Here is a 23781-nt window from a genome sequence, read left to right on the forward strand (position 1 = left end):
CCGGTGCACCGGCTGGATGAGGATACGTCGGGGCTCGTTATTGTCGCGAAGCACCCTTACGCCCATCAGCAGCTGTCGGTTCAGATGATGGAAGGCGCCGTGGAGAAAAAGTACCGCGCCTACGTCTACGGCCGGCCGCCTGCGGACGAAGGCGAAGTGAACGCGCCGATCGGGCGCATCCCGGAGGATCCCCACCGGCGGGCGGTGCGCGAAGACGGCGCGCCGTCGCTCACCTTCTATCAGGTGGCAGCGGCTTACCCTTGCGGCGCGAGCGCGCTGGACATCCGCCTTGGCACGGGACGCACGCATCAGATTCGCGTCCATCTGGGGTCCGTCGGCTGTCCGCTGATCGGCGACGCCTATTACGCTGATCCCGCTTGGGAGCATACAGAGCTGGCGCGCCGCCTGAACGCTGTCATCGGCAGGCAAGCGCTGCATGCGTCGCTGCTGGCATTCCGCCACCCGGTCACAGGCGAGCCGATGGCGCTTCAAGCTTCGCTGCCTGCCGACCTGCGCGCGCTCGAGGACGAGCTGTCCGCGCTGCCGGCACATCTAGAATCGACAACCACTTGAGGAGGAGCTAGACAACATGAGCCAGCCGCTAATCGTCTATCAATACCCGCCATGCAGTACGTGCCGCGAGGCCGTCAAATGGCTGAAGGAGCAAGGGCACGAGCTGGAGCTTCGCCATATCGTCGAGACGCCGCCGTCGCCCGCAGAGCTCTCGGAATATATCTCCTTAAGCGGCTTGCCGATCGCCAAGTGGTTCAACGTCTCCGGCGATGCGTACCGCTCGCAGGGCTTGAAGGATAAATTGCCCGGCATGACCGACGAGCAGAAGATCCAAGTGCTCGCCTCGAACGGCATGCTGATCAAGCGCCCCGTCATCACGGACGGCAAGAGGGCGACTGTAGGCTTCCGCGACGACGCGAAGGAAGCTTGGCAGGCGCGCTAACGATCGGCCATCATGCGAAGCGCCGCCCTAGCCGGCGCGAACAGAAGGGACGTGCGAACCATTGTCTCTGGACATGGGCTCCCCGGAACGGGAAGCGAAGAGCACCAATCGCAAGAAAGGCTCATGGGCATGGACAGCGGGGCTCATCCTCCTGTTGTCCAAAGCCAAATCTCTGATCGGCCTGCTGAAGTTACAAACGCTGCTCACGGCACTGATTAGCGTCGCATTCTACGCGACGGTCTATCCTTGGACGTTCGCGATCGGATTGGTCGCCTTGCTCTTCCTTCACGAGATGGGCCATGTCTGGGCCGCGAAGCGGCGCGGCTTGCCGGTGTCGGCGCCGCTCTTCATTCCCTTCTTCGGGGCGCTCATCATGATGAAGCGCAATCCGAAGGACGCCGAGACGGAAGCCGCAATCGCGTTAGGCGGACCTATGCTCGGCTCGTTGGCGGCGCTGGTCTGCTTCGGGCTGTGGGAGTGGACAGGCTACGAAGCGTGGGTCGCGCTCGCTTATATCGGATTTCTGATTAACTTATTTAATTTGCTCCCGATGCACCCGCTTGACGGGGGCCGCATCGCCGCCGCTGTCAGCCGCTGGCTCTGGGTCGTCGGCGTTGTCGCGTTTCCGATTATCATCTGGTACACGGGCAGCTTCATCTACGTCATCATTTGGATCTGGCTGATGTGGCATATGTATAAACGCTTCTTCGGCGAACGCAATCGCAAGGACTATAACTGGACGGAAGGCGTGTATCAGACTGCAGCCGATCCGTTGCTTCCATCCTGGTACTACACAGGTCAAGTGCGCCGCGGCAGCCTGCCGATCTCGGCCTATTGCCGAATGGACGGCCAGCATGTCGCCACCTTCTACTGGGAGCAGCTAAATTATCGCGGGGAGATGGAGATCAATCAGCCTTGCATCGTTCATAACGCCACGGTTGTACAAGTGTCCGAGCCCGACGAAGCGAACCAAATCACCTTTACAGTTCGGCTATATTACGAGCTATACGAGCCGTCCAACTACTACGAGGTATCCGCGCTGACGCGGATCAAATACGGCGTCATGTACGGCGGGCTCGCCGCTGCGCTGTTCGCAATGATGGCGTATATTCATCAGATCGGCGCGTTGGAGCGTTAAGCCGCGTTGCCGGCGCTCGGCAATCTGGAACCGACAGACGGAAGGAAGAGGCATCATGAATAAGTGGAGATCGCAGCGGCTGGACCGCATGGGCTCATCTATCTTCTCCGAAGTATCCGCTTGGAAAAATGAAGCTCGCGCTCGAGGCGTAGACGTCATCCCGCTGGACATCGGAACGCCGGCCAGCCCGCCTTCCGAGGAGATTAGATCCGCGTTGGCGAAGGCAGCCATGTCGCCGGACAACTATTCGTATCCAGGGACGCTAGGCACGCAGCGCTTCCGCGAGAGTGCAGCCCGCTGGTTTGAACACCGCTTCGGCGTTAAGCTCGATCCGAATCGCGAGGTACTGTCGCTCATGGGCACGCAGGACGGCCTGTCGCATCTAGCGATGGCGATCACCGACCCAGGCGACTTCGCGCTGCTGCCGGATCCGGGCTACCCGGTGTACCAGGCGGGGCTCGGGGCTGCCGGCGTGGAGACCGTTATGCTGCCGCTGCTGGAGGAGAACGGCTACTTGCCCGACTTCGACGCGGTGCCGGAGGAAGCGTGGGGCCGAATCAAGTTCATGCTGCTCAACTACCCGAGCAATCCGCTATCCGCGGTGGCCGACTTGTCCCTATTCGAGAAGCTGGTGGACATCGCGCGCCGCCGCGGCGTGCTGCTCGTGCACGACAACGCCTACAGTGAATTGGCGTATGGCGGCTTCCGGCCGCCGAGCGTGCTGGAGGTGCCCGGCGCGAAGGACGTCGCGATCGAGTTCCACTCGCTGTCGAAGTCGTTCCATATGGCCGGCGCCCGCATCGGCTTCGCCGTCGGCAACCCGGAGGTGCTGAAGACGCTGCTGCAGTTCAAGCAGAACATCGACTTCGGCGTCTTCCATGCTGTGCAGGAAGCGGCGGCTGTCGCGCTGGAGCGGGACATGGCCGGTCCACAGCAGGCATCCGAGCTGTACGAGCCCCGGCGCGATCTGTTCATACGGGCGCTGCGCGAAGAAGGCTGGGACGTGCCGATGCCGCGCGCCACGATGTTCGCGTGGTGCCCGGTCCCGGCAGGCTGGAGCTCGCGCGGCTTCGCGCAGCGGCTGATCGAAGCCGAGGGCGTGGCCGTCGTGCCGGGCAACGCCTTCGGCGAACGGGGCGAGGGATACGTGCGGCTCGCCTTCATCGATTCGGAGGAGCGCCTGCTAGAAGCGGCTCGCCGGATCGGGCGGTTTCTGCGTTCGGGCGCTTTGCCGTCCTAGAACAAGGACTAACTTTTCACCCTATATAAATCATAGGTTCAAAGGAGGAATTCGATTGCAAGCGACGGATCAACAACCGAAGATTCTGATCGTCGACGGGATGGCGCTGCTGTTCCGGGCGTACTTCGCTCAAGCTTATCCGCGAAGACTGGCGGACGGGACGCCGACGAATGCGATCTTCGGCTTCCTGCAATATTTGTTCGACGCGATGACCGAATTCAAGCCGTCGCATGTGCTGTGCTGTTGGGATATGGGCAGCAAGACGTTCCGTTCCGAATTGTACGACGGCTACAAAGCCAATCGCCCGGACGCGCCGGACGATCTGGTTCCGCAATTCAGCCTCGTGAAGGATATCGTCGCCGCGCTTGGCATCCCGAACGTGGGCATGCCCGGCTACGAGGCGGACGATTGCATCGGCACGCTGTCGACCCGTCTGAGCTCGCAAGGGCACGTGTACGTGCTGTCGGGCGACCACGACCTGCTGCAGCTCGTATCGGAGCGGATTCATGTCGTCATCATGAAGAAGGGACGTTCCAACTACTGCGTGTACGACTTGGATTATCTCAAGGAGGACAAAGGGCTGCTGCCGTTCCAGATCGTCGAGCTTAAGGGCCTGACTGGGGACACGAGCGACAATTACCCTGGCGTCAAAGGGATCGGCGAGAAGACGGCACTTAAGCTGCTGCTGGAATACGAGAACATCGACGGCATTCTCGCCAATTTGGAAGGGCTGTCGGCAAGCGTGCGCAAGAAGATTGAGAGCGATCTGGAGATGCTTCATCTGTCGCGCGATCTGGCCCGCATCCGGTTGGATGCGCCGGTCGATTGCGAGCTAACGGAATGCTTGTGGACCGCGCCGCCGGACACGGCATATGAGGTGTTCGAGAAGTATCGGCTGACGCCGCTGCTCAAGCTGATCGGTTAAGCTGCCCGCCAGAATAAAACCTCTGGCGTTGGAGCAATTTAGGGGGACATCCTAAGTGAAGAGGTGTCCAACATTGACGAATGACCATCAACAGAAGACTGGCGAGCCTGAAGGCGCGCTGCATAACAACCAATTCTTGGACCCTCCGAATAAGCTTCATAATCGTACTGATGAGGCGAAACAAACGGGTAAAGTTGTCGCGGAGATGCCTGGCGACGACGAGATGAGGAGCCGGCTCGAGCAACAGAAGAAGAATGACGGTTATCCCGGTTCCTGCGGAATTGGATAAACGGGAAGCCGAAGACCCGTGTCTGCTCTCGGACGAACCATTCGTTCGGGGCGGCGCGGGTCTTCTAGTTGCATAGCTTATGCAGCTAGCCGGAGTCGTTCGTCGAGTCGTCGTTCGCTTCGTCATGAAGCTCGTGATCGTCCGGATATTCGCGTTCGAAGCCGGCATGAAGCTCGCGGTTCTCATACGAATAAGGGCTGGCTGACCGTTGCTCCGGCCTCCACGGCGTGCTCTTGCCGAGCGATGACGCGAGGATGTCCGAGCCGTAAGGCCCCTCCGGGAACTCTTCGGCAGCCAAGTCGTTGCGGCGCGATTCAACCGTTGCCAAATCCGCCTTAGGCGGCTTGTATTCTTCTTCGAACGATGGCATTCGGCGCTTAACCTCCTAGGCTGGTATTCCGTTAGAATAGTCCATCCTTGTGACAATTATGCAATGCTCTTGCCTCCAAGCGCGCCTAGTCCGCGAAGTACGCCTCGCCGAGCACCATTGTGAGGAAGGCGGACAGCTCCGCCGCTTCCTCTTCGCCGATGCGGAAGACGGCTTCGATCACGCCTTCTTCCTCCAGGTCGTCTGCGGCGAGTACGCCGCTCCGTCCGGACTGAAGGTCAATGACGAGCTTCTTGCCATAGAACCGATTGGTTGTCAGGATGGCTAGATCGAATCGCCGAAGCCCTGGCGACACGAAGGTGACGAACCGGGTTGACGTCGCTTCCGTGCTGTCAGAGAGAAAGTCGTAATCCTTGAGCTGCATGGCGTGATTCTCCTTCCCGAATTAAGGAAAATATACTCGATAAGGCTTTCTGTTAGGCATAGATTAACAGTAACATATGGCGAAGAAGCGAAGCAAAAGACGCGCTTGTCAAATTGAACCATATTTGCTAAACTAATTTTACAATGTTCGGGTTGCAGTGAAGAGGAAGCACCTCTATCCGTTAGGCGGAAGAGGTGCTTCTTTATTGTTTTTGCGCCGACGGATTCGCGCCGGAACGACTATTAAGCCCGCATGGGCAATAAGGAGGCAAGGCGATGGAGATCGTGTTTCTGAATCGGTTCGAACGCACGGAGGGAACGGCAGACGCCGAGAGAGGACAGGTATACATCGGGGAGAACCAGGGAATCTGGTCCGCCGGCTGGCATTCGTTCGGCGATCAAGGAGAGATGTCGCAGGACAATTGGTATGAAGGGACGAGCTGGGAGGAGCTGCTCGCGGCGTTCCGCTTCGGGGTCGCCCGCAAGATGAGGGAGGGCTATCGTCCCTTGATAGACGGCATGCTCGAAGATGCCCCATTCTGGGAACGCCGGCCCCCGCTGCCGGCATTGCTGCAATGCTACGCCGATCAATTCGACATGAAGGAAGAGCTGGAGCCGCTGCGCATTTGGCGCCGAACGAAGGCAGCCGAGGATCGTCGCGCCGCCTACATGATCGCGACGAATCGCGAATTGCAGCTGCTGGCGGTATTCGTGCCGCGGACGATTGAGGAGCTGAAGCAGATTCCCGGCTTCGGCAAGGCGAAGATCGAGAAGTACGGAGAAGAGTTGATCGGCCTGATTCGCGAGATGCCGCGCGATCACGTCTTCCCGCTTGACTGGGTGGCGTCCGCCGTATCCGACGAGACGCTCGCGGATTGGACGTTCCGGCAGAAGGAAGAGAAGTATGGCAAGAGCCTTACGGTCGTCCAAGAGAGGAAGAAGCTGCTGACAGCGATCCGCCAAGGCTTATCGGTGAGTCAGCTGGAGAAGGAACTGGGCGTAGACCGGCGGATGCTCGTGGAGCGAATCGATCGGCTCGACGAGGAGGGTTACGACGTGCTGCCGCTCGTGGAGCAAGAGCTGTCCGCCATGGACGGAGAGGAGCTTAGCCGCGCGGAGGCGGCGCTGGCTGAGCTTGGCGACCGGTACTTGAAGCCGGTCTATCAACGGCTGTATGCCGAAGCGGAGAACGGCGGAGGACAAGAGACCGCGCTTCGTTACGAGAAGCTGCGAATGGTCCGCATCCGCTTCCGCAGAACCCGTGAGTCTGCGGTGTGACCGATTGGATCCGCTCGAACCCAGACCGCTAACGAAGAAGGCACTCCGTTTTCGCCGCACGCGAACCGGAGTGCCTGTCATAACGGATAAGGCTGGCCGCTGCTCATAGCCAATCCTTCTTGCGGAAGAGATAGAACATGCCGAACCCGAGGAATGCCATAATGAACAGCAGAACAATGGAACCGTAGCGGTCGTGCATGCCCGGAATATAATCGAAGTTCATTCCATACACGCCGGTTAGGAACGTCAGCGGCATGAAGATCGTCGTAAGCGCGGTGAATACGCGCATGATCTCGTTGGCGCGGTTGGCGACGCTGGACTGATAAGCTTCTCGCAAGTTGCCCATCAGATCCCGATACGTCTCGAACGTCTCGGATATTTTGACGGCGTTCTCGTGAATGTCCCCGAAATATTTCTGCAGTTGAATGTCGAAGAGCCGAAGCTCCTTCTTGTTTAGCGCTCCGATGACGTCGCGCTGCGGACCGAGGCCTTTCTTAAGCCAGAGGATCTCGCTTCGCAGTCCAATGATCTCCGTCAAATGAGACTTCTTCGTGTTCATTAGGATGTCTTCCTCAAGCTGCTCGATCCTGGCTTCGATCCGGTCGCCGACGAGGAAGTAATTATCGACGACAAGGTCGACGAGGTGATACAGCATCCGATCGGCCGCGTTCACTTCTTCCTTCCACAGAATCGGCTTGATGGCGCGAAGCTCGCTGATCTTCTGCTTCGTGACGGTAATGATATAATGGCGCCCGAGGAACATGTTAAGCGACCTCAGGAAGATCTCTTCATCGTCGAAACGGATGCTGTTGACCACGATAAAATAATGACTCTCGTATACTTCCAGCTTCGGACGCTGCTCATCCTCCGACAGGCAGTCCTCTACAGCCAGATCATGAATGCCGAACAAGGGCTGAAGGCCAAGCAGGTCTTCATTGTCGGCATCGATCCAGTAGAAGCCGTCTTCGGGCGGAAGCAACGTCTGGGTAATGTCCTCAATCGGCGTGAATACGCCGTTCTTAACTAGCCGAATTTTCATCGGAATCCGCTCCCTGTGCATGATGATTCATGCAGGGCGTCATTCCGCAACGCATGGAAAGGTTCAATAGGCGGAGCCGATCCGCGAATCGCCTTCTGCGGCGCAATAGCGTCCTGCTTCATAATAATTAAACGTGCGACTCGGCCCAGGATGATCTCCTTCCATGACCGGCTCCCCCCTTTCGGCATCGCTTTTAAATCGTGCGCAATTCGTGATAAGTATAATCCTCCCTCAGGCCCCTTTCAAGAATATTTTCAGGACTGGCGCTCGTCTTGACGCTTGCCGGGTTTTCGAGTAAATTAAGATTAGTTTGGAACATGACAACCGAATAAGATTTAGCCATCTTATCAAGAGCAGGCGGAGGGACTAGCCCGATGAAGCCCGGCAACCGGCGTCGACATAGACGCACGGTGCTAAATCTTGCTGGATGCGCGGATATCCGCGCATTCGAGAGATGAGAGAGGCGCGCGTACGATGATAAACGACGACGACCTTTTCTCATGCGGAGGGGTCGTTTTTTTTACGTTGCCTGACCTCTCGATTTTATTCGGATGAGCTTAAGGAGGTTATGGAAATGCCGATTAAAGTGCCTGACCATCTGCCCGCCAAGGAGATCTTGGCCGGCGAGAACATCTTCGTCATGGATGAGAGTGTCGCCTTCCATCAGGATATTCGCCCGCTGCGGATTGCGATCCTCAATTTGATGCCGACGAAGGAGACGACGGAGACGCAATTGCTCCGGCTCATCGGCAATACGCCGCTGCAGATCGAAGCCGTCCTCATTCGTACGGAGACGTACACCTCCAAGAATACGTCCGAACAGCACTTGGAGAGCTTCTACAAGACGTTCGGCGAGATCTCGAGCCAGCGCTTCGACGGCATGATCATCACGGGCGCTCCCGTCGAGCAGCTTCAATTCGAAGAAGTGGATTATTGGGACGAGCTTCGAACCATTATGGACTGGAGCGTCACCCACGTCACGTCGACGTTCCATATATGCTGGGGCGCCCAAGCCGGCTTGTACCATCACTTCGGCGTGCCGAAGGTCGATCTGGGCCGCAAGCTGTTCGGCGTCTTCCCGCATACGCTGTCCAAACGCAACGTACAGCTGCTGCGCGGCTTCGACGAGATGTTCTTCGTGCCGCAGTCGAGGCATACGGAGGTTCGGCGCGAAGACATTGAGAAGGTGCCCGGATTGGAGATTTGGTCGGAATCCGAAGAAGCCGGCGTCTATATCGCAGCGACTGCCGATGGCAAGCAGATTTTCGTAACGGGGCATTCCGAGTATGATCCGCTCACACTGAAGTGGGAGTATGACCGTGACAAAGCCAAAGGGCTCGAAGTCGACCTGCCGGTGAATTATTTCCCGAGCAATGACCCGACGAAGATGCCGCTGTCGAGCTGGAGGGCGCATGCAAATCTGCTGTTCTCCAATTGGCTGAACTATTATGTATACCAGATGACGCCGTACGATCTTGGAGCCGGTATTTAATCGCGCTAGCTTGCGGCATTCATCGGCTTAAGCACCCGCACGCTTAACATATCTCATTGCAGGAGGCCGCTAATTGATGAACATAGAGAGCCGTTTAGCCCAGATTGGATCCCAGAGCGATCCGCAGACGGGAGCCGTCAGCTTCCCGATCTACCAATCTACTGCGTTCCGCCACCCGAAGCTCGGCCAGAGCACGGGCTTCGACTACGCGCGGACGAAGAGCCCGACGCGTTCGGTGCTGGAAGCCGCCGCTGCCGATCTGGAGAATGGAGACGCAGGCTTCGCCTGCAGCTCCGGCATGGCTGCGCTGACGACGATCTTCGCTTTGTTCGGACACGGCGATCACCTGATTGTCTCGCTGGATTTGTATGGAGGCACGTATCGCTTGCTCGAGAGGATCTTGTCCCGTTACGGCATTACCGCTTCCTATGTCGATACGAACGATCTGGACGAGCTGGAAGCATGCTGCACGGGAGCTACGAAGGCGGTGCTAATCGAGACGCCGACCAACCCCCTTATGATGATCACCGATCTGGCTAAGGTGGCTGACTGGGCGAAGCGCAAAGGCCTGATTACGATCGTCGACAATACGCTGCTGACGCCTTTCCTGCAGCGGCCGATCGAGCTTGGCGCCGATATCGTAATCCATAGCGCCACCAAGTATTTGGCCGGGCATAACGACGTGCTCGCCGGCCTTATCGTCACGAAGGGCCAAGAGCTGTCGGAGCAGATGGCGATTCTGCACAATTCGCTCGGCGCGGTGCTCGGACCCCAGGACTCCTGGCTGCTCATGCGCGGACTGAAGACGCTGGCGCTGCGGATGGAGCGCCATCAGTCGAATTCGCTGCGGATCGCGCAGTGGCTTAAAGAGCATCCGGCGGTCGAAGAAGTGTACCATCCGGGCTTGCCGCACCACCCGGGTTATGACGTTCAGCAGCGCCAAGCTTCGGGCAATACGGGTATCTTCTCGTTCCGCATGAAGGACGCTCGTACGGTGGAGCCGATCTTACGGCATCTGGAGCTGATCGCGTTCGCCGAGAGCCTCGGCGGCGTTGAATCGCTGCTGACCTATCCGGCCGTCCAGACACACGCCGACATTCCGGAGGAGATCCGGCGCAAGGTCGGCGTCGACGATCGGCTCCTGCGCTTCTCGGTCGGCATCGAGCACGTTGACGATCTGATTGCCGATCTCGGGGCAGCGATCGAAGCGGCATTGCAGGAAGTCAAGGGAGCGTGAGCGGAATGAGCAATCATCATCAAGGCAAGTCGAACGAAGACAGGCGCTTCGCGACGAAGCTGATCCACTTCGGCAAGGAGATCGACGAAGCGACCGGCGCTTCAAGCGTGCCGATCTATCAGGCGTCTACATTTCATCATTTCGACCTGGACAACCCTCCTGCGCACGACTACAGCCGTTCGGGCAATCCGACGCGGGAGGCGCTTGAGCACTATATCGCCGTGCTGGAAGGCGGAACGAACGGATTCGCCTTCGCTTCCGGCATGGCGGCGATCTCGACGGCGTTCCTGCTGCTGTCGGCCGGCGATCATGTCATCGTGACCGAGGATGTATACGGCGGAACCTACCGACTGCTGACGACTATCTTAACGCGGATGAATATTGAATCGACGTTCGTCGATATGACCGACTTCGAGCAGGTGAAGGCGGCGCTGAAGCCGAACACCAAAGCCGTGTTCCTCGAGACGCCTTCCAACCCGACGCTGAAGATCGCCGATATCGCCGAGATCTCCGGTTGGGCGAAGGATCGCGGACTGCTGACGATGCTCGACAACACGTTCATGACGCCGTACCATCAGCGGCCGATTGAGCTCGGCATCGACATCGTCATCCATAGCGCGACCAAGTTCCTCAGCGGACATAGCGACGTGCTAGCCGGCCTTGTCGTAACGGCCGATGAGACGCTTGGGCGCCGTGTGAAGCAGCTTCAGAACGGACTGGGCACTGTGCTGAGCGCTCAAGAGAGCTGGCTGCTCATGAGAGGAATGAAGACGCTGCAAGTGCGGATGGAAGCGAGCGAGGCGAGCGCCGCCAAGCTGGCGGAATGGCTGAGCAAGCATCCGGGCGTGGAGAAGGTCTATTATCCCGGGCTTGCGGACCATCCGCGCCGCGAGATTCATGAGAAGCAGTCCAGAGGCTGCGGAGCGGTCGTGTCGTTCGACGTGGGCAGCGGGGAACGAGCCCGCCGTCTGCTCGGACGGGTTAAGCTTCCGCTCGTTGCGGTCAGCCTCGGCGCTGTGGAGAGCATTCTCTCTTATCCGGCGATGATGTCGCACGCATCGATGCCTCGCGAGGTTCGTCTCGCGAGAGGGATAACGGACGGACTGGTGCGTTATTCTGTCGGCTTAGAAGATGCAGCCGACCTCATTCGCGATTTGGACCAAGCGCTCGACAATTAACGATAGCCATTTTCCAGAGAATGCATATTCAACAGACTTGCGCCGTGATAGAATATGGATGATGTTTCTACTAACGGGAGGCTGATCCGCCTTGAGCATGCAACGTATATTGGAACAGCTCTTTCTTGGCGCCAAGCTGTTGAGGACCGATCGTTCCCTGCGATTTTTCCCTCCTGACTTCACGTTGCGCCGCCCTCTCGCTTCGATGTTGGACAAGCATTTGAAGCAAGGCGGCGAATGTTATTTGGTTCTGTATCGTTGGGAATGCCCGATTGAGGCTAGCGGAGTATGGAAGGATCTGCTTCCAGTCCTTCAATCAGAGACGAAGCGTCATCTGCGTTCAATGGCCCCTCAGTTCTGGGCCGATTCCGATCTGGTTGGGATGGACCAGCTAGGCCCGCAGGAATTCGTCTTGCTGGTGCGCGGCGATCGTCCGGACGATAATGAGTTCGTTCCCCCTAGCCTCTTCCGGCTCTCGGACCATTTCAAGCACGCGCTTGAATACAAGATATCCGTGGAACCCGCGTTGTCCAAGTATCGTTCGCTGCTTCGGCTGACTGGCACGTATGTGCCGATCAAGTCCTCTTATTATGAGAGTGAAGGTACAATCGAGCGCTTGGATGAAGCCTATCAATTCGCTTTGGCGTTGTCGACCAAGCAGGTTACGCCACAGGTGATCGCGGCCAGGCGACAGCTCGACCAAATATTGCGGGATTGCAGCATATCCGTCTTGGCGCAGCCGATCATGAATCTGCAGAACGGGGACGTATTCGGATGGGAGATTCTCACACGCGGTCCCGCGTCCAGCGTGTTCCATCTGCCGGATGCCTTGTTCCGGTTCGCAGGCGAGAGCAACCAACTCAGCAAGCTGGAGTTCATGATTGTGAAGTTCGCGCTGGATGAGGTGGCGTCGCGCAGCATCCGCGAGCCCGTCTTCCTGAACGTCACCGCTGTGACGTTGTCCCACCCGTTATTCTTGTCGCACGCGCTCCAGTGCTTGGAGAAGCATCCGGAGATCGCGCCTTCGCAGATTATTTTCGAGATCACGGAGCGCCATGAGGTGGAAGACTTCGCGGCGATGACGCAGACGCTTGAGAAGTTCCGCCGGCACGGCTTCCGCTTCGCCGTCGACGATATGGGAGCCGGTTATTCGAGCCTGCAATGGATCGGGGAATTGGCGCCCGAGCTAATCAAGGTCGATCGCTCGGTCATCCAGTTCGTTGACCGATTCTCCGTGAAGGAGAGTCTCCTTCGCGCGATCGTTACGGCCGCACGCGAGATGAGCTGCGAAGTCGTAGCCGAGGGCGTAGAGCGCGAGGAAGAGGCAGACGTGTTGTTCCGGCTTAACGTGGGCATGGGACAAGGCTATTACTTTGCGAAGCCAAACGTTCTACTGTACGAGCATGAACGCGAGATATTTAAAGAGACGAAGGAACGGATTAAGTACCGCCGCGGCAAGGTCGCCTCTTAAGGTGACTGCCGCGGTCTTTTTATGTTACGATAGGCCGTGAGAGAAGCGGTTATGGCCGGACTATATCGGTCTTTCGCTGAATAAACAGAGGCTTTAAGCGAGAGGAGATGCGGCAGATGAACGCCGTAGACCGTATTTTGCATCGCGCCCTTCAAGGCGAACGAATGATGCAGGACGACATTATCGCTCTATTCGAGAGCGACGAGATTGAGAAGATCGGCAATACCGCCAATCAGTTAATGCTTCGGAGACATCCGGAGCCGATCACAACCTTCGTCGTCGGCCGCAACGTCAACTACACGAACATCTGCGACGTCTATTGCCGATTCTGCGCCTTCTACCGGGCGCCGGGTTCGAAGGAAGGCTACGTGCTGCCGGACGAAGCGATTCTGCAGAAGATCCAGGAGACGGTTGACGTTGGCGGAACGGAAATTCTCATGCAAGGCGGAACCAACCCGGATTTGCCGTTCACTTATTACTTAGACCTGCTTCGCAAGATCAAAGCGAGATTCCCGGACATTACGATGCACTCATTCTCACCGGCGGAGATTCGCAAGATGCAGGACGTCTCGAACGGGCTCTCGTTGGAAGAGGTCGTCCGCCAGCTGCATGAAGCTGGACTCGACTCACTTCCCGGCGGAGGCGCCGAAATTCTAGACGACCGCACGCGCAAGAAGATCAGCCGGCTGAAGGGCAGCTGGCGCGACTGGATGGATGTAATGACGACCGCTCACCAAGTTGGCATGACGACAACGGGCACAATGGTCATCGGCTTCGGCGAATCGATGGAAGAGCGTGCGCTCCACTTGCTTCGCATTCGCGACGCCCAGGACGAGTGCTTGAACAATGGTTATCCGTCAAGAGGCTTCCTAGCGTTCATTCCATGGACGTTCCAGCCGGACAACACGAATATGAAGCGGGAGAAGGCTACGCCGGAGGAATATTTGAAGACGCTGGCGATCAGCCGAATCGCTCTCGACAATATCGACAACTTCCAGTCGTCCTGGGTGACGATGGGGCCGGAGATCGGGAAGCTGTCGTTGTCCTACGGCGCGAATGACTTCGGCAGCACGATGATGGAGGAGAACGTCGTCTCTGCCGCCGGCACGACGCATAAAGTCAATATTGAGCTCTGCCTTCAAATCATTCGAGAGGCAGGCAAGATTCCGGCGAAGCGGAATACGCAATATCAGATTTTGAAAGTGTACGACGATCAGAACGAGAAGATCGAGCACGATTTTGTCATGCAGAACTGATTCTATCGAGTTCCATCTTAATTTCTGTCCTAGAATCAACAAAGCAGCCTCGTTCGCGTTCGAGGCTGCTTTGTGTTAACTCATAGACTATTTAAGCAACCTCCGTGCGGTTGGGGCCTAATCGCTTGGCTTCGCCTAGCGCAGTTCGTACCCGCTCTAGGAACGCTTCTTTGCCAAGCTCGGCCGAGTAGGAGGATAATCCTGCGCTGACGGTCACATGGCCATGATTGAACGAACTATGGGGGACGGCAGAGATGGCCTCGCGAATCTCCTCGAGCTTGTCCGAGGCTGCTTGCAGAGAGGTTCCGACGAACAGGATTGCGAATTCTTCACCACCGTAACGGGCGAGCAAATGCCGATATCCGATCTTGGCTTGGACAATGGAAGCCACGCTTCTAAGAACTTCGTCCCCGGCTCGGTAGCCGTATGAAGCGTTCCATTCACGGAAGCGATCGAGATCTACGAGCGCGACATGTAATTCGGTCGAGCCGGCTTCGCATTGCTTAATTAAGAGATCCAGATGCTCGTGGAATGAAGTGTGGTTATAGACGTTGGTGAGCGGATCTTTGAAGATCAGCTTCTCGCTTCCGTCTGGCCGGTCGAGCAAGGCCTGCCTAGCTTCGTAAGCAGAGCGGATGTATTCGGACACCTCCGTTCCGCGCATCATCATGCCAACCATTAACAAACACATGAGCACCATGATGCTTAGGATACCGGAGATCTTGCCGACATTAACGGTGCTGTACAAATTATGATCGAAGCAACAGATTACGCCGAACGACAAGAACATGGTGGCGACCGCAAACAATAATTTCTGAAGCTGGTAATAGAAAAAGCTGACTAGCACGGGGACGAACAGCGAGAACAGCACGAATGTCTGTTCCAAATTAATGATCGTGATAATGATAGCGATCAGAGCGGATGATGAGATGAGGATATAGTCGTGCTGCTTGGGGAGATACCGAATACCTGCTTCGGCCATCAGAATAACGGCAACGAGCAGAACCGTCGGCCGGACGATATACATCCAGACGAATTCTCCCACGCTTGGGGCATCTCCTAGATAGGTGCATTCAACAATAAGGGACAGGAGCACCATGAACCAGAACAGATGAAGCAGCCGTCGGTTCCATTTAAGCTGGTTATATTCGAAGGGACGGAAGTTTTCCATAGATCGGCCTCATCGTAAGTAGTTGAGTGATATACCGAATATTTCGTCTATTCATAAAATATACCATAGCGGATCGCCGATCGTATATCCCTTTTTCGGTCACCATATAGTAAGAACAGGGAAGCCGGAGGTGATCCAGGTGAGAAGGGATGAATGGACGATCGATACGGGAGCGGATCGCGATTCATCGAAGCGGCTCGCGATGATGCTGAACCAGCCGTTTGCCGGGTTGACGGGCACCGGGGGAGAAGGCCCGTGGCAGTTGTCGCCTCACATAGAACGTATCGGGTGCAGCCTGACGATCGAGACGGGACGGGATCAATTCTGCATGAAGACCGGCCACGCGCTGGCCGAATATTTAGTGACGGAGAAGGAGCCTTCCTTGCTTCGCTCCGTCATGCATAAGCAGTTCGGATTGCGTGCGGACGGCATTGAGACGGACGTCTTGATCTCGGAGGCGATCGTGCTTATGGATGGCGAACCGGAAGCGGGCTCGGAAGCGGGTAGGGGAAGAGCCCGGCGAATTCGCAAGTGGGGCCGGGTGTTCGCAGCTTTTCTAAAGGATCATTCACATATGCACCTTGATGGCTTCATCCGGTTCCGGCTGAAGGAATACTTCGCCGAGATCCGGGAAGCGGCGGAGACGGCGCTAGAGGAACGAGCGATGGAGCGGCAATATCAGGAGTTCGTCACGCTTCTCCAATCAATGGTTCAATGGCAAGAGGTGCGCTTGCCGGCTGTTCATCTTCTTCATTCAGGAGGACATGCCTTTCGAATGTATGATGAGAAGATGCGCCCGCTAGAACGAGATGAAGAGGAAGTCGACGAATCGCTGGCAGAGACCCGGGGAGAGGGTGTCGAAGACCAGGAGGAGAGCATGCTCGTCAGTCGGCTGCTTGCCGCGTCGCCAAGGCATCTGTATATTTATACGCCGGAGCCCGATGCCCAAGTGATCCGCACGTTGCTCGGCATCTTCGGGGAACGGGCGGCGATCTGTCCCAAGCTTCCGACTTAAGGCGCCAACGCTTGACGAAGAGGATCGGCGGAGGTATAATTCCGATATTCGACCTTGCGTGTAAAAAATGAAAAGAGCGTTGAGAAAGACAATGAAGCCCGCAACGGACGGCCCAGAGAGAGGAACCTTGGCTGTAAGTTCCTTCCGGTACCGGCAGGCATCTACCCCTTTCGAGCTGCTGCGTCGAACTCGCCGCCATCAGGCGACAGTAGGCGCTGCCGGGTCATGACCGTTATATCATGCCTGAGAATCGGCCGTGAGAATCGGGCCGGTTGAATAAGGGTGGAACCACGAGAGCGCTAACGGCACTCGTCCCTGCGGGACGGGTGCTTTTTGTATTGTTTCCGGACTTTCGGGTTCGGCTGCCGCGCCTCGTCCCTTGCCGACGAATGCATTCACGTCAAGGCCAAACCAATTCGTTAGGAGGGTTTCACACATGGCATTGCAGATCAGACTGCCGGACGGCTCCGTCCGGGAATTCGAAGCCGGATCCACTGTCGCAGACGTAGCCGGCGCCATTAGCCAAGGATTGAAGAAGAACGCTGTCGCCGGGAAGGTGAACGGAAAGGTTGTCGATCTGAACACGGAGCTTCAGGAAGACGTATCGCTGGAGATTCTGACGCTCGATAACCCGGAAGGCCTGGAGGTTATGCGCCACAGTACCGCTCACCTGATGGCTCAAGCGCTTAAGCGGCTGTACGGCAGCGACAAGGTGAAGCTGGGCATCGGGCCGGTTATTGAAGACGGCTTCTATTACGATATCGATATGGAGCAGTCGGTCACGCCGGACGATCTCCTCAAGATCGAGAAAGAGATGGAGAAGATTGTTAAGGAAGATCTCCCCATCACCCGCCGCGTTGTCTCCCGCGAAGAAGCGCTGCGCATCTACAAGGAACTCAACGATCCGCTTAAGGTCGAGCTGATCGAGGGATTGCCGGAAGGCGCCGTTATTACGATCTACGACCAAGGCGAATTCTTCGACCTGTGCCGCGGTCCGCACTTGCCTTCGACGGGCAAGATTAAGGCGTTTAAGCTGCTAAGCGTCGCCGGCGCATACTGGCGCGGAGACAGCAAGAACAAGATGCTGCAGCGGATATACGGCACCGCCTTCGCGAAGAAGCCGCAGCTTGACGAGCATCTGCACTTCCTCGAGGAAGCGAAGAAGCGCGATCACCGCAAGCTCGGCAAGGAGCTTGGCATCTTCACCTTCTCCCAGGAAGTCGGCCAAGGATTGCCGCTCTGGCTGCCGAACGGGGCCAAGCTTCGTCGCACGCTGGAGCGCTATATCGTCGATCTGGAAGATCGCCTCGGCTATCAGCACGTCTATACGCCGGTGCTTGCCAACGTCGAGCTGTACAAGATCTCCGGCCACTGGGAGCATTACAAGGAGGATATGTTCCCGCCGATGGCGTTCGACAACGAAGAGCTTGTCCTGCGACCGATGAACTGTCCGCACCACATGATGGTGTACAAGAGCGAGATGCGCAGCTACCGCGATCTGCCGCTTCGTATCGCCGAACTGGGAACGATGCACCGCTACGAGATGTCGGGCGCTCTAACCGGCTTGCACCGCGTGCGGGCGATGACGCTGAACGATTCGCATATCTTCTGCCGGTTGGACCAGATCAAGGAAGAGTTCAAACGGGTCGTGGAGCTGATCCAGCGCGTGTACAAGGACTTTGGCCTGAAGGAATACCGATTCCGCCTCTCCTACCGCGATCCGCAGGACAAGGAGAAATACTGGCCGGACGACAACATGTGGGAGACGACCCAACGCATGCTGCGAGAGGTAGTTGAAGAGCTCGGCCTGCCATTCTTCGAAGCCGAAGGCGAAGCTGCGTTCTACGGTCCGAAGCTGGACGTTCAGGTTAAGACCGCAACTGGCAAAGAAGAGACGCTGTCCACCGCGCAGATCGACGCTCTGCTGCCAGAGCGCTTCGAGCTTGAATATGTAGGCGCAGACGGCGAGAAGCACCGCCCGATCGTTATTCACCGCGGTATCATCAGCACGATGGAGCGCATGACCGCCTTCCTGCTCGAGAACTTCGCTGGCGCGCTGCCGCTCTGGCTGGCTCCGCAGCAGGCTCGCGTCATTCCGGTCAGCCAAGCTTACGACGATTATGCTCGCGAGCTGAACGAGAAGCTGCTGGACGCCGGCATTCGCGCCGAGAGCGACCTGCGCAACGAGAAGTTGGGCTACAAGATTCGCGAAGCCCAGCTCGAGAAAGTGCCGTACATGCTCATCGTCGGCGAGAACGAGAAGGCTGCCGGTACCGTATCGGTACGCCGCCGCGGCGAAGGGGATCTAGGAGCTCAACCGGTCTCGGAGCTGATCGCGCGGCTGCATGAGGAGATTGCCTCCAAGCGCGTGGATTAAGCTGCACTAACCGTTAATCGATAGCTGAATAAAGCTTGCTGGCTTTGGAGACCCTTCCGCTCAGGGGAGTGTGCGACCATATGTCAGCAAGCTTTTTGGTTATGCCGAAACGTTACGGCCGCAAGTGGGTTGTGCTGCCGATATTGCTCGCTCTGCTCGGACCTGCCGAAGCGGAGGGGGTTAGCGGGAGCGAAGCTTCTCTAAATGACAAAGCGCAATTCGTAAGCGCCATCGCTGCGCCTGCGGCAGCGCAGGAGAAGAAGAATCCAACAGCTTCCAAGGCATCGAAGCATAGAGACGCCAGCCAAGCTGCCGCAGGACAGATCGTCCGCGTTCTGGCAACCGGGTATACCGCTGGCGTCGAATCGACTGGCAAACGTCCAGGGCATCCGCAGTACGGCATTACTTATTCCGGCGTGAAAGTCCGAAGAGGCAAGCTGTCGACGATCGCGGCGGACCCGAAGCTGTTCCCGATCGGGACGGTGTTGTTCATCCCGGGCTATGGCTATGGCATCGTAGCTGACACGGGAGCGAGAATCAAGGGCCACAAGATCGATCTCTACTTCCCTTCCACGAAGCAAGTGTACCGGGAATGGGGCAAACGGACGGTGGACGTACGAATCGTTAAGCGAGGAACTGGCAAGGTTACGGAGACCATGTTTAATTCCATTATCAGCGAAGTGCTCGCATCCGAGAAGGGAATACCGGTATCGGGATAAAGAAATTTGTCGCATTTTGCTAAGTAAATGGGAATTATTCTCTTTTGATTGCAGGTATGATACAATGAATGGAGAGTCATACGTTTTCTCCAAGGAGTGACCGCTCTGCCATGACGTACTTCCTTCAAGACTCCGGACCATCGGACCGTGCGAGTTTGGGGAATGACACCTTAGACGAGCTTTATCGACAAATGCTGCGGGTTGCTCGTCATAAGCTGTATTGCAAGAACGATGCATCGGATATCGTGCAAGAAGCTTGGATACGAATATTGGAGAAAAGGGATACGCTGCGGGAATCCGATAAACTGATTCCTTGGGCGAAGACGATTACGTTTAACCTGGCTTCCAATGCGAATCGCGCGAGACGCAAGGCTTCTTCCTTCGCTAGCGAGGAAGATTACGATTCAGTGTCCAAGACGGCATCCGACCCGGAATTGTTGACGGAGCTCTCCGATCTGCTGGGCCGATTGGATCCGACGACTCGTACGTTGCTGCTGTACAAATTCTATTACGGATTTAGAGATGAAGAGATTGCGGCTTTCCTCGATCTTCCTGTCGGAACGATCAAGTCGCGCATTCATCGGGGCAAGGAAAGGTTAAGAGCTCAGGACAAAGAGGATTCGACGAGAATCTGACCGAGCGAACAAGGACTTATAAAGGACTTACATAGGATGTTGGGAAGAGGGATGAGATGTTCATTCCTCTTCCTTTTTATTTAAACACCGCGTATAATGTTAGAAAATGTTACATTTCTAAGGGACGAGCTGCGAACGGGAGGGTGATTGAAGTGGCACAATGGCGGCAATGGATGCGCGGGCGCAATCAAGGTAATCAATCGGTTGCGCAATCTCATCGAATGAAAGGGGCTGCTGCGGCCAATTCGGATAACCAAGCATTGGCGCGTATTATTGGAGAGGCGGTCGTTACGTCCGATCGACTCCAGGCAGCGGTCGCGGAAGTGGATTCCAGCTTAGGACAACTGGAGGAGATCGCGGGACATGCGGCCGATCAAGAAGAACGGCTGCGCAGGAATAGCCGCGGCGCGTCGGAACGGCTCTTGGAGGCATTCGCTTCGCTGCAAGAAGTGGCGGCTTCCGCCGAGCGAATTCAGGACGTATCCGAACGGATGAGCGATCAGAGCAGGGAAGCTAAAGACGTCGTTAACGACGTGGTGCGTTCCCTCCATCAGACGGATGAGGTGATGAACGACCTGTCCCTGCATCACGGAACGATGGAGGAGAGAATCAGCGATCTGATCTCCAAGACGAAGCGAATCGAAGAGATGAACGCGCTCATTCACGAGATTGTCGCCGAGACGTCGCTGCTTGCCTTGAATGCGGCGATCGAAGCGGCTCATGCCGGCGAATACGGGCGCGGCTTCTCCGTCGTCGCCGGACAAATTCGCAAGCTTGCGGAGCAGAGCGGCGAAGCAGTCATGCGTTCGACCTCGGTCGTTCGGGACATTGAGGTCGGCATCCAGGAGGTCGTCGCCTCCGTCGATCTGGAGAAGAAGTCGGTCTCCCGCGGTCTGGCAGAGATGCAATTGAACCGGGAACGGATGAAATCCATCTATAATCACATCGCCAAGGTGGATGAGCAGGCCGGGCAGACGCTGGAAGCGGCTGCAGCCCAGGCGGAGAGAACGGTTTACGCAGATGAACGGTTGAAGGAAGTGGTCGATTCGGTTCAGGTCATGGTGGCGAGCGTCGACGACACGATTGCCCATAACGAACTGCAGCGCTCGGCAATTGCCAATCTGGGCCGCGTATCAAGCGAAGTTCGGCTGGCGGCTGACGAACTGGCGGAGGCGGTGCGTCAGACGGGGGTTGGCGTCTGGAATGGCCAGAATGGGGCGAACGCTAGTGCGGATGCGGCCCATTGGATGGAGTGGCTCTCTCTTGTGGCCTCCGATGCCGCTCTCGCAGGGCTGGACGAGCTGATGCATCGGCAGAAGCTCGGAAGGCTGATCGCCGAGACGAAGGGGCTGGAGGCGATCTGGTCCAATCGCAGCGACGGCACGTTTATCTTCTCGGAGCCGAAGGCTGGTCTGCTTAACGCCAAGGGAAGAGAATGGTGGCAGCGCGCGATGAATGGCGAGACGTTCGTATCCGAGGTGTATGTGTCAGCAATTACGAAGCGTCCTTGCTTGACGGTTGCCATGCCGCTTCGCGGCGCGGAACAGCGTCCGATCGGGGTTGTTGGGATCGACATTGTGGTTTTTAGCTAAAAAACCTGACATAGACATTCTCAAATTGGACTTTATCCTGTACAATATAAATAATTGTCACAATAGTTAACAAGAATAGATAGGTGATATCTCATGCATGAAACGGCCGGTTCTATTCCCGCGGGGAATGCCTCCCAACGGAGAAATGCCGAGGTGTTCTCCTTCCTGGAATCGCTGATCGAGAAGCGCCAACAGGAAATAGCCGATATTGAAGAGATGGTCGAACGATACGAGCGCCGGATCCGCAAGGAAGAGCAAGCCTATCGGACAATGTCGCCTATTCGCAGAATGCTGGCCGGCAAGAAGCCGGACCACCATGTCGCCGTAGAATATATACATTACGTGAAGAAGCCGATGGAGAAGGCGCGCCTTCTTCGCGAGGAGATCCGCCGATACCGGGAGATGCTCGAAGGCAAGATGCCTATCGAGATCTCGGATTTGTAACTAGATAGACGCAAACGAGCTGCCGCAAGAGACTTCGGTCTCACGGGCAGCTCGTTTGCGTCTAAGGTTCCCGCAGCTTGTCGACGTCGATAAAGTCGCGCTCTTGGCTGTAAGCAGGCACGCCGTGGATGCTGACGTCGAGTCCTACTCGTTCTTCGTCAGCCGAGACGCGGACGGACTTCCACAGGGAGATCAGTCGAAGCGTTACCCACGTCAATGCGAACCCCCATACGGCGACAACGGCAAGTCCGAGCGCTTGTACGCCGAACAAGCGCAGGCCGCCGTCATAGAATAAACCGCTGTGCGCGGATGCGCCGGGCAGCGCGAACAATCCGACGGCAAGTGTGCCGATGCTGCCGCTGACGCCGTGTACGGCGAAAGCGCCGACAGGGTCATCGACTCGCCGCTTCTCCAGCCATTCGCTGACCAGCACCATGGAGACGCCGGACACGGCGCCGATGAGGATGGCGGCTCCGTCGGAGACGACGGAGCATCCGGCCGTAATACCGACGAGACCGGCGAGCGCGCCGTTGATAACCATTGGAGGATCGGCTTTGCGATAGCGCAGCATGGTGAATAGAATACAGGCGGCACAGCCGGCGGCAGCAGCAAGCATCGTCGTGACGGCGATATGCCCAATGCCGGCGTTGGTGGCGCTGAGCGTGCTTCCGGAATTGAAGCCGAACCAACCAAACCAGAGGACGAAAGCGCCGACAGAAGCAAGCGGCAGATTGGAAGGAGGGACTATTCGGACCTTGCCGTCCTCTCCGTATCGGCCGATGCGAGGGCCTAGGTACATGGCCGCGGCCAGAGCAGCGAAGCCGCCAAGCGCATGAATCGCGGCCGAGCCGGCGAAGTCGATCATGCCCAGCTTCGCAAGCCAGCCGCTAGGAGACCAGATCCAGTGGCCGGAGATCGGATAGATCAGCCCCGTCATAACGATGGTATAGACAATATAGGCACGGAAGTGGATGCGTTCGGCAGCCGCGCCTGATACGATAGAGATCACCGCAATGACGAAGGCGCATTGGAACAGCCAGAACGTATCGTGAGAGATATTGGCCGGCAGGTGCGCGAGATCGCCGGACATGGTGAAGCCGGTCAGGCCGATCAAGCCCAGCGCATCCTTGCCATACATGAAGGCGAAGCCGAAGATGTAATAGACCAAGGCGCCGAAGGCGATATCGACGAATACTTTCATAATGATGCTCACGGCGTTCTTTTGCCGGACGAATCCAGCCTCGAGCAAGGCGAATCCGCCTTCCATCAGCAGAATCATGGCCGCAGTGAGGACAACCCATACGGTGTCAAGTCCGTTGGACAAATCGGCGAGCTGCATGCGTTCATCTCCATATCTATTATAAAAACCTGACATAAATCCTTCAAAATCGCACCAATTATATAGTGATAAGTTACCTATGTCAACGGATGATGTCAGACATTTTCACATTCATGCCTTCTCCCTCGGTCTCGAGACCGAGGCCCATTTCCATCCTGCGCCGCTGTAAGATACATTGGGGTTCCTCTATAATGGCATTGTGAACCATTAAAAATTAGAAGAGTAATAGCTGGACTTCAC

The 23781-nt window shown here is 56.9% G+C and carries 22 protein-coding genes and 1 riboswitch; of the genes, 17 read left to right on the forward strand and 5 right to left on the reverse strand.

The features are described from left to right. From H4Q31_RS12425 to H4Q31_RS12445, 5 genes are all read left to right on the forward strand, one after another. A partial coding sequence (locus tag H4Q31_RS12425) for an RluA family pseudouridine synthase (RefSeq protein WP_185179381.1) occupies window positions 1-573 on the forward strand: 573 nt, incomplete at its 5' end. Between the two features lie 16 nt (window positions 574-589). Beyond that, the gene (locus tag H4Q31_RS12430) at window positions 590-955 is read left to right on the forward strand and encodes an arsenate reductase family protein (RefSeq protein WP_185179382.1); all 366 of its coding nucleotides are present in this window, start codon (window positions 590-592) and stop codon (window positions 953-955) included. Window positions 956-1016: 61 nt separating this feature from the next. Further along, window positions 1017-2093 (forward strand): site-2 protease family protein, encoded by a 1077-nt coding sequence (locus H4Q31_RS12435; protein ID WP_185179383.1) that lies wholly within the window; start codon window positions 1017-1019, stop codon window positions 2091-2093. A 55-nt stretch (window positions 2094-2148) separates the two neighbouring features. Beyond that, on the forward strand, window positions 2149-3333 hold the full coding sequence (locus H4Q31_RS12440) for an aminotransferase class I/II-fold pyridoxal phosphate-dependent enzyme (protein WP_185179384.1): 1185 nt from the start codon (window positions 2149-2151) through the stop codon (window positions 3331-3333). 55 nt (window positions 3334-3388) lie between these two features. Further along, complete coding sequence (locus tag H4Q31_RS12445) at window positions 3389-4258, forward strand: 5'-3' exonuclease (RefSeq protein ID WP_260440153.1); 870 nt, start codon at window positions 3389-3391, stop codon at window positions 4256-4258. Window positions 4259-4632: 374 nt separating this feature from the next. On the opposite strand, the gene H4Q31_RS12450 is transcribed toward H4Q31_RS12445, so the two are convergent. Continuing rightward, window positions 4633-4917 carry a hypothetical protein gene (locus H4Q31_RS12450; protein ID WP_185179385.1) on the reverse strand — a complete coding sequence of 95 codons (285 nt, stop codon included), beginning with the start codon at window positions 4915-4917 and terminating at the stop codon, window positions 4633-4635. A gap of 85 nt (window positions 4918-5002) precedes the next feature. Next, window positions 5003-5299 carry a DUF3055 domain-containing protein gene (locus tag H4Q31_RS12455; RefSeq protein ID WP_185179386.1) on the reverse strand — a complete coding sequence of 99 codons (297 nt, stop codon included), beginning with the start codon at window positions 5297-5299 and terminating at the stop codon, window positions 5003-5005. A gap of 275 nt (window positions 5300-5574) precedes the next feature. Here H4Q31_RS12455 and H4Q31_RS12460 point away from each other — a divergent pair, with 275 nt between their 5' ends. Beyond that, on the forward strand, window positions 5575-6576 hold the full coding sequence (locus H4Q31_RS12460; protein WP_185179387.1) for an HRDC domain-containing protein: 1002 nt from the start codon (window positions 5575-5577) through the stop codon (window positions 6574-6576). Between the two features lie 103 nt (window positions 6577-6679). Here the strand turns inward: H4Q31_RS12460 and corA are convergent, their stop codons facing one another. Beyond that, the gene (gene corA / locus H4Q31_RS12465) at window positions 6680-7615 is read right to left on the reverse strand and encodes a magnesium/cobalt transporter CorA (protein ID WP_185179388.1); all 936 of its coding nucleotides are present in this window, start codon (window positions 7613-7615) and stop codon (window positions 6680-6682) included. Window positions 7616-7956: 341 nt separating this feature from the next. Continuing rightward, window positions 7957-8076: riboswitch (SAM riboswitch) on the forward strand. A 113-nt stretch (window positions 8077-8189) separates the two neighbouring features. Here corA and metA point away from each other — a divergent pair. The 5 genes from metA to mqnC all read left to right on the forward strand — a co-directional run bounded on the left by metA (window position 8190) and on the right by mqnC (window position 14249). Beyond that, the gene (gene metA, locus H4Q31_RS12470; RefSeq protein ID WP_185179389.1) at window positions 8190-9107 is read left to right on the forward strand and encodes a homoserine O-acetyltransferase MetA; all 918 of its coding nucleotides are present in this window, start codon (window positions 8190-8192) and stop codon (window positions 9105-9107) included. Window positions 9108-9183: 76 nt separating this feature from the next. After that, window positions 9184-10344 (forward strand): aminotransferase class I/II-fold pyridoxal phosphate-dependent enzyme, encoded by a 1161-nt coding sequence (locus H4Q31_RS12475; protein ID WP_185179390.1) that lies wholly within the window; start codon window positions 9184-9186, stop codon window positions 10342-10344. A 5-nt stretch (window positions 10345-10349) separates the two neighbouring features. Next, window positions 10350-11522, forward strand: coding sequence for a trans-sulfuration enzyme family protein (locus H4Q31_RS12480; RefSeq protein WP_185179391.1), 1173 nt, complete (start codon window positions 10350-10352; stop codon window positions 11520-11522). A gap of 97 nt (window positions 11523-11619) precedes the next feature. Continuing rightward, a complete protein-coding gene (locus H4Q31_RS12485) occupies window positions 11620-12993 on the forward strand; it encodes an EAL domain-containing protein (RefSeq protein WP_245347175.1) in 1374 nt (457 codons plus the stop codon). A gap of 116 nt (window positions 12994-13109) precedes the next feature. Further along, window positions 13110-14249 (forward strand): cyclic dehypoxanthinyl futalosine synthase, encoded by a 1140-nt coding sequence (gene mqnC / locus H4Q31_RS12490; protein ID WP_185179393.1) that lies wholly within the window; start codon window positions 13110-13112, stop codon window positions 14247-14249. A 91-nt stretch (window positions 14250-14340) separates the two neighbouring features. On the opposite strand, the gene H4Q31_RS12495 is transcribed toward mqnC, so the two are convergent. Then, window positions 14341-15420 (reverse strand): GGDEF domain-containing protein, encoded by a 1080-nt coding sequence (locus tag H4Q31_RS12495; RefSeq protein WP_185179394.1) that lies wholly within the window; start codon window positions 15418-15420, stop codon window positions 14341-14343. Window positions 15421-15559: 139 nt separating this feature from the next. Between H4Q31_RS12495 and H4Q31_RS12500 the strand changes: the two genes are divergently transcribed. The 6 genes from H4Q31_RS12500 to H4Q31_RS12525 all read left to right on the forward strand — a co-directional run bounded on the left by H4Q31_RS12500 (window position 15560) and on the right by H4Q31_RS12525 (window position 22202). Continuing rightward, window positions 15560-16435: a putative sporulation protein YtxC gene (locus tag H4Q31_RS12500; protein ID WP_185179395.1), complete on the forward strand. Its 876-nt coding sequence runs from the start codon at window positions 15560-15562 to the stop codon at window positions 16433-16435. Between the two features lie 436 nt (window positions 16436-16871). Then, window positions 16872-18812, forward strand: coding sequence for a threonine--tRNA ligase (gene thrS, locus H4Q31_RS12505; protein WP_185179396.1), 1941 nt, complete (start codon window positions 16872-16874; stop codon window positions 18810-18812). 80 nt (window positions 18813-18892) lie between these two features. After that, entirely contained in the window at window positions 18893-19531 is a 639-nt protein-coding gene (locus H4Q31_RS12510; protein ID WP_185179397.1) for a 3D domain-containing protein, read from the forward strand. A gap of 191 nt (window positions 19532-19722) precedes the next feature. Continuing rightward, the gene (locus H4Q31_RS12515) at window positions 19723-20166 is read left to right on the forward strand and encodes an RNA polymerase sigma factor (RefSeq protein ID WP_245347154.1); all 444 of its coding nucleotides are present in this window, start codon (window positions 19723-19725) and stop codon (window positions 20164-20166) included. Window positions 20167-20318: 152 nt separating this feature from the next. Then, window positions 20319-21758 (forward strand): methyl-accepting chemotaxis protein, encoded by a 1440-nt coding sequence (locus H4Q31_RS12520; protein ID WP_185179399.1) that lies wholly within the window; start codon window positions 20319-20321, stop codon window positions 21756-21758. Window positions 21759-21911: 153 nt separating this feature from the next. Continuing rightward, window positions 21912-22202, forward strand: coding sequence for a hypothetical protein (locus H4Q31_RS12525; protein ID WP_311771728.1), 291 nt, complete (start codon window positions 21912-21914; stop codon window positions 22200-22202). Window positions 22203-22263: 61 nt separating this feature from the next. Here H4Q31_RS12525 and H4Q31_RS12530 read toward each other — a convergent pair whose 3' ends face one another. Continuing rightward, window positions 22264-23541 carry an ammonium transporter gene (locus tag H4Q31_RS12530; RefSeq protein WP_185179401.1) on the reverse strand — a complete coding sequence of 426 codons (1278 nt, stop codon included), beginning with the start codon at window positions 23539-23541 and terminating at the stop codon, window positions 22264-22266. Window positions 23542-23781 lie beyond the last annotated feature (240 nt).

The organism is Cohnella lubricantis (genome assembly GCF_014212015.1).
In the GTDB taxonomy this organism is placed as follows: Bacteria; Bacillota; Bacilli; order Paenibacillales; family Paenibacillaceae; genus Cohnella; species Cohnella lubricantis.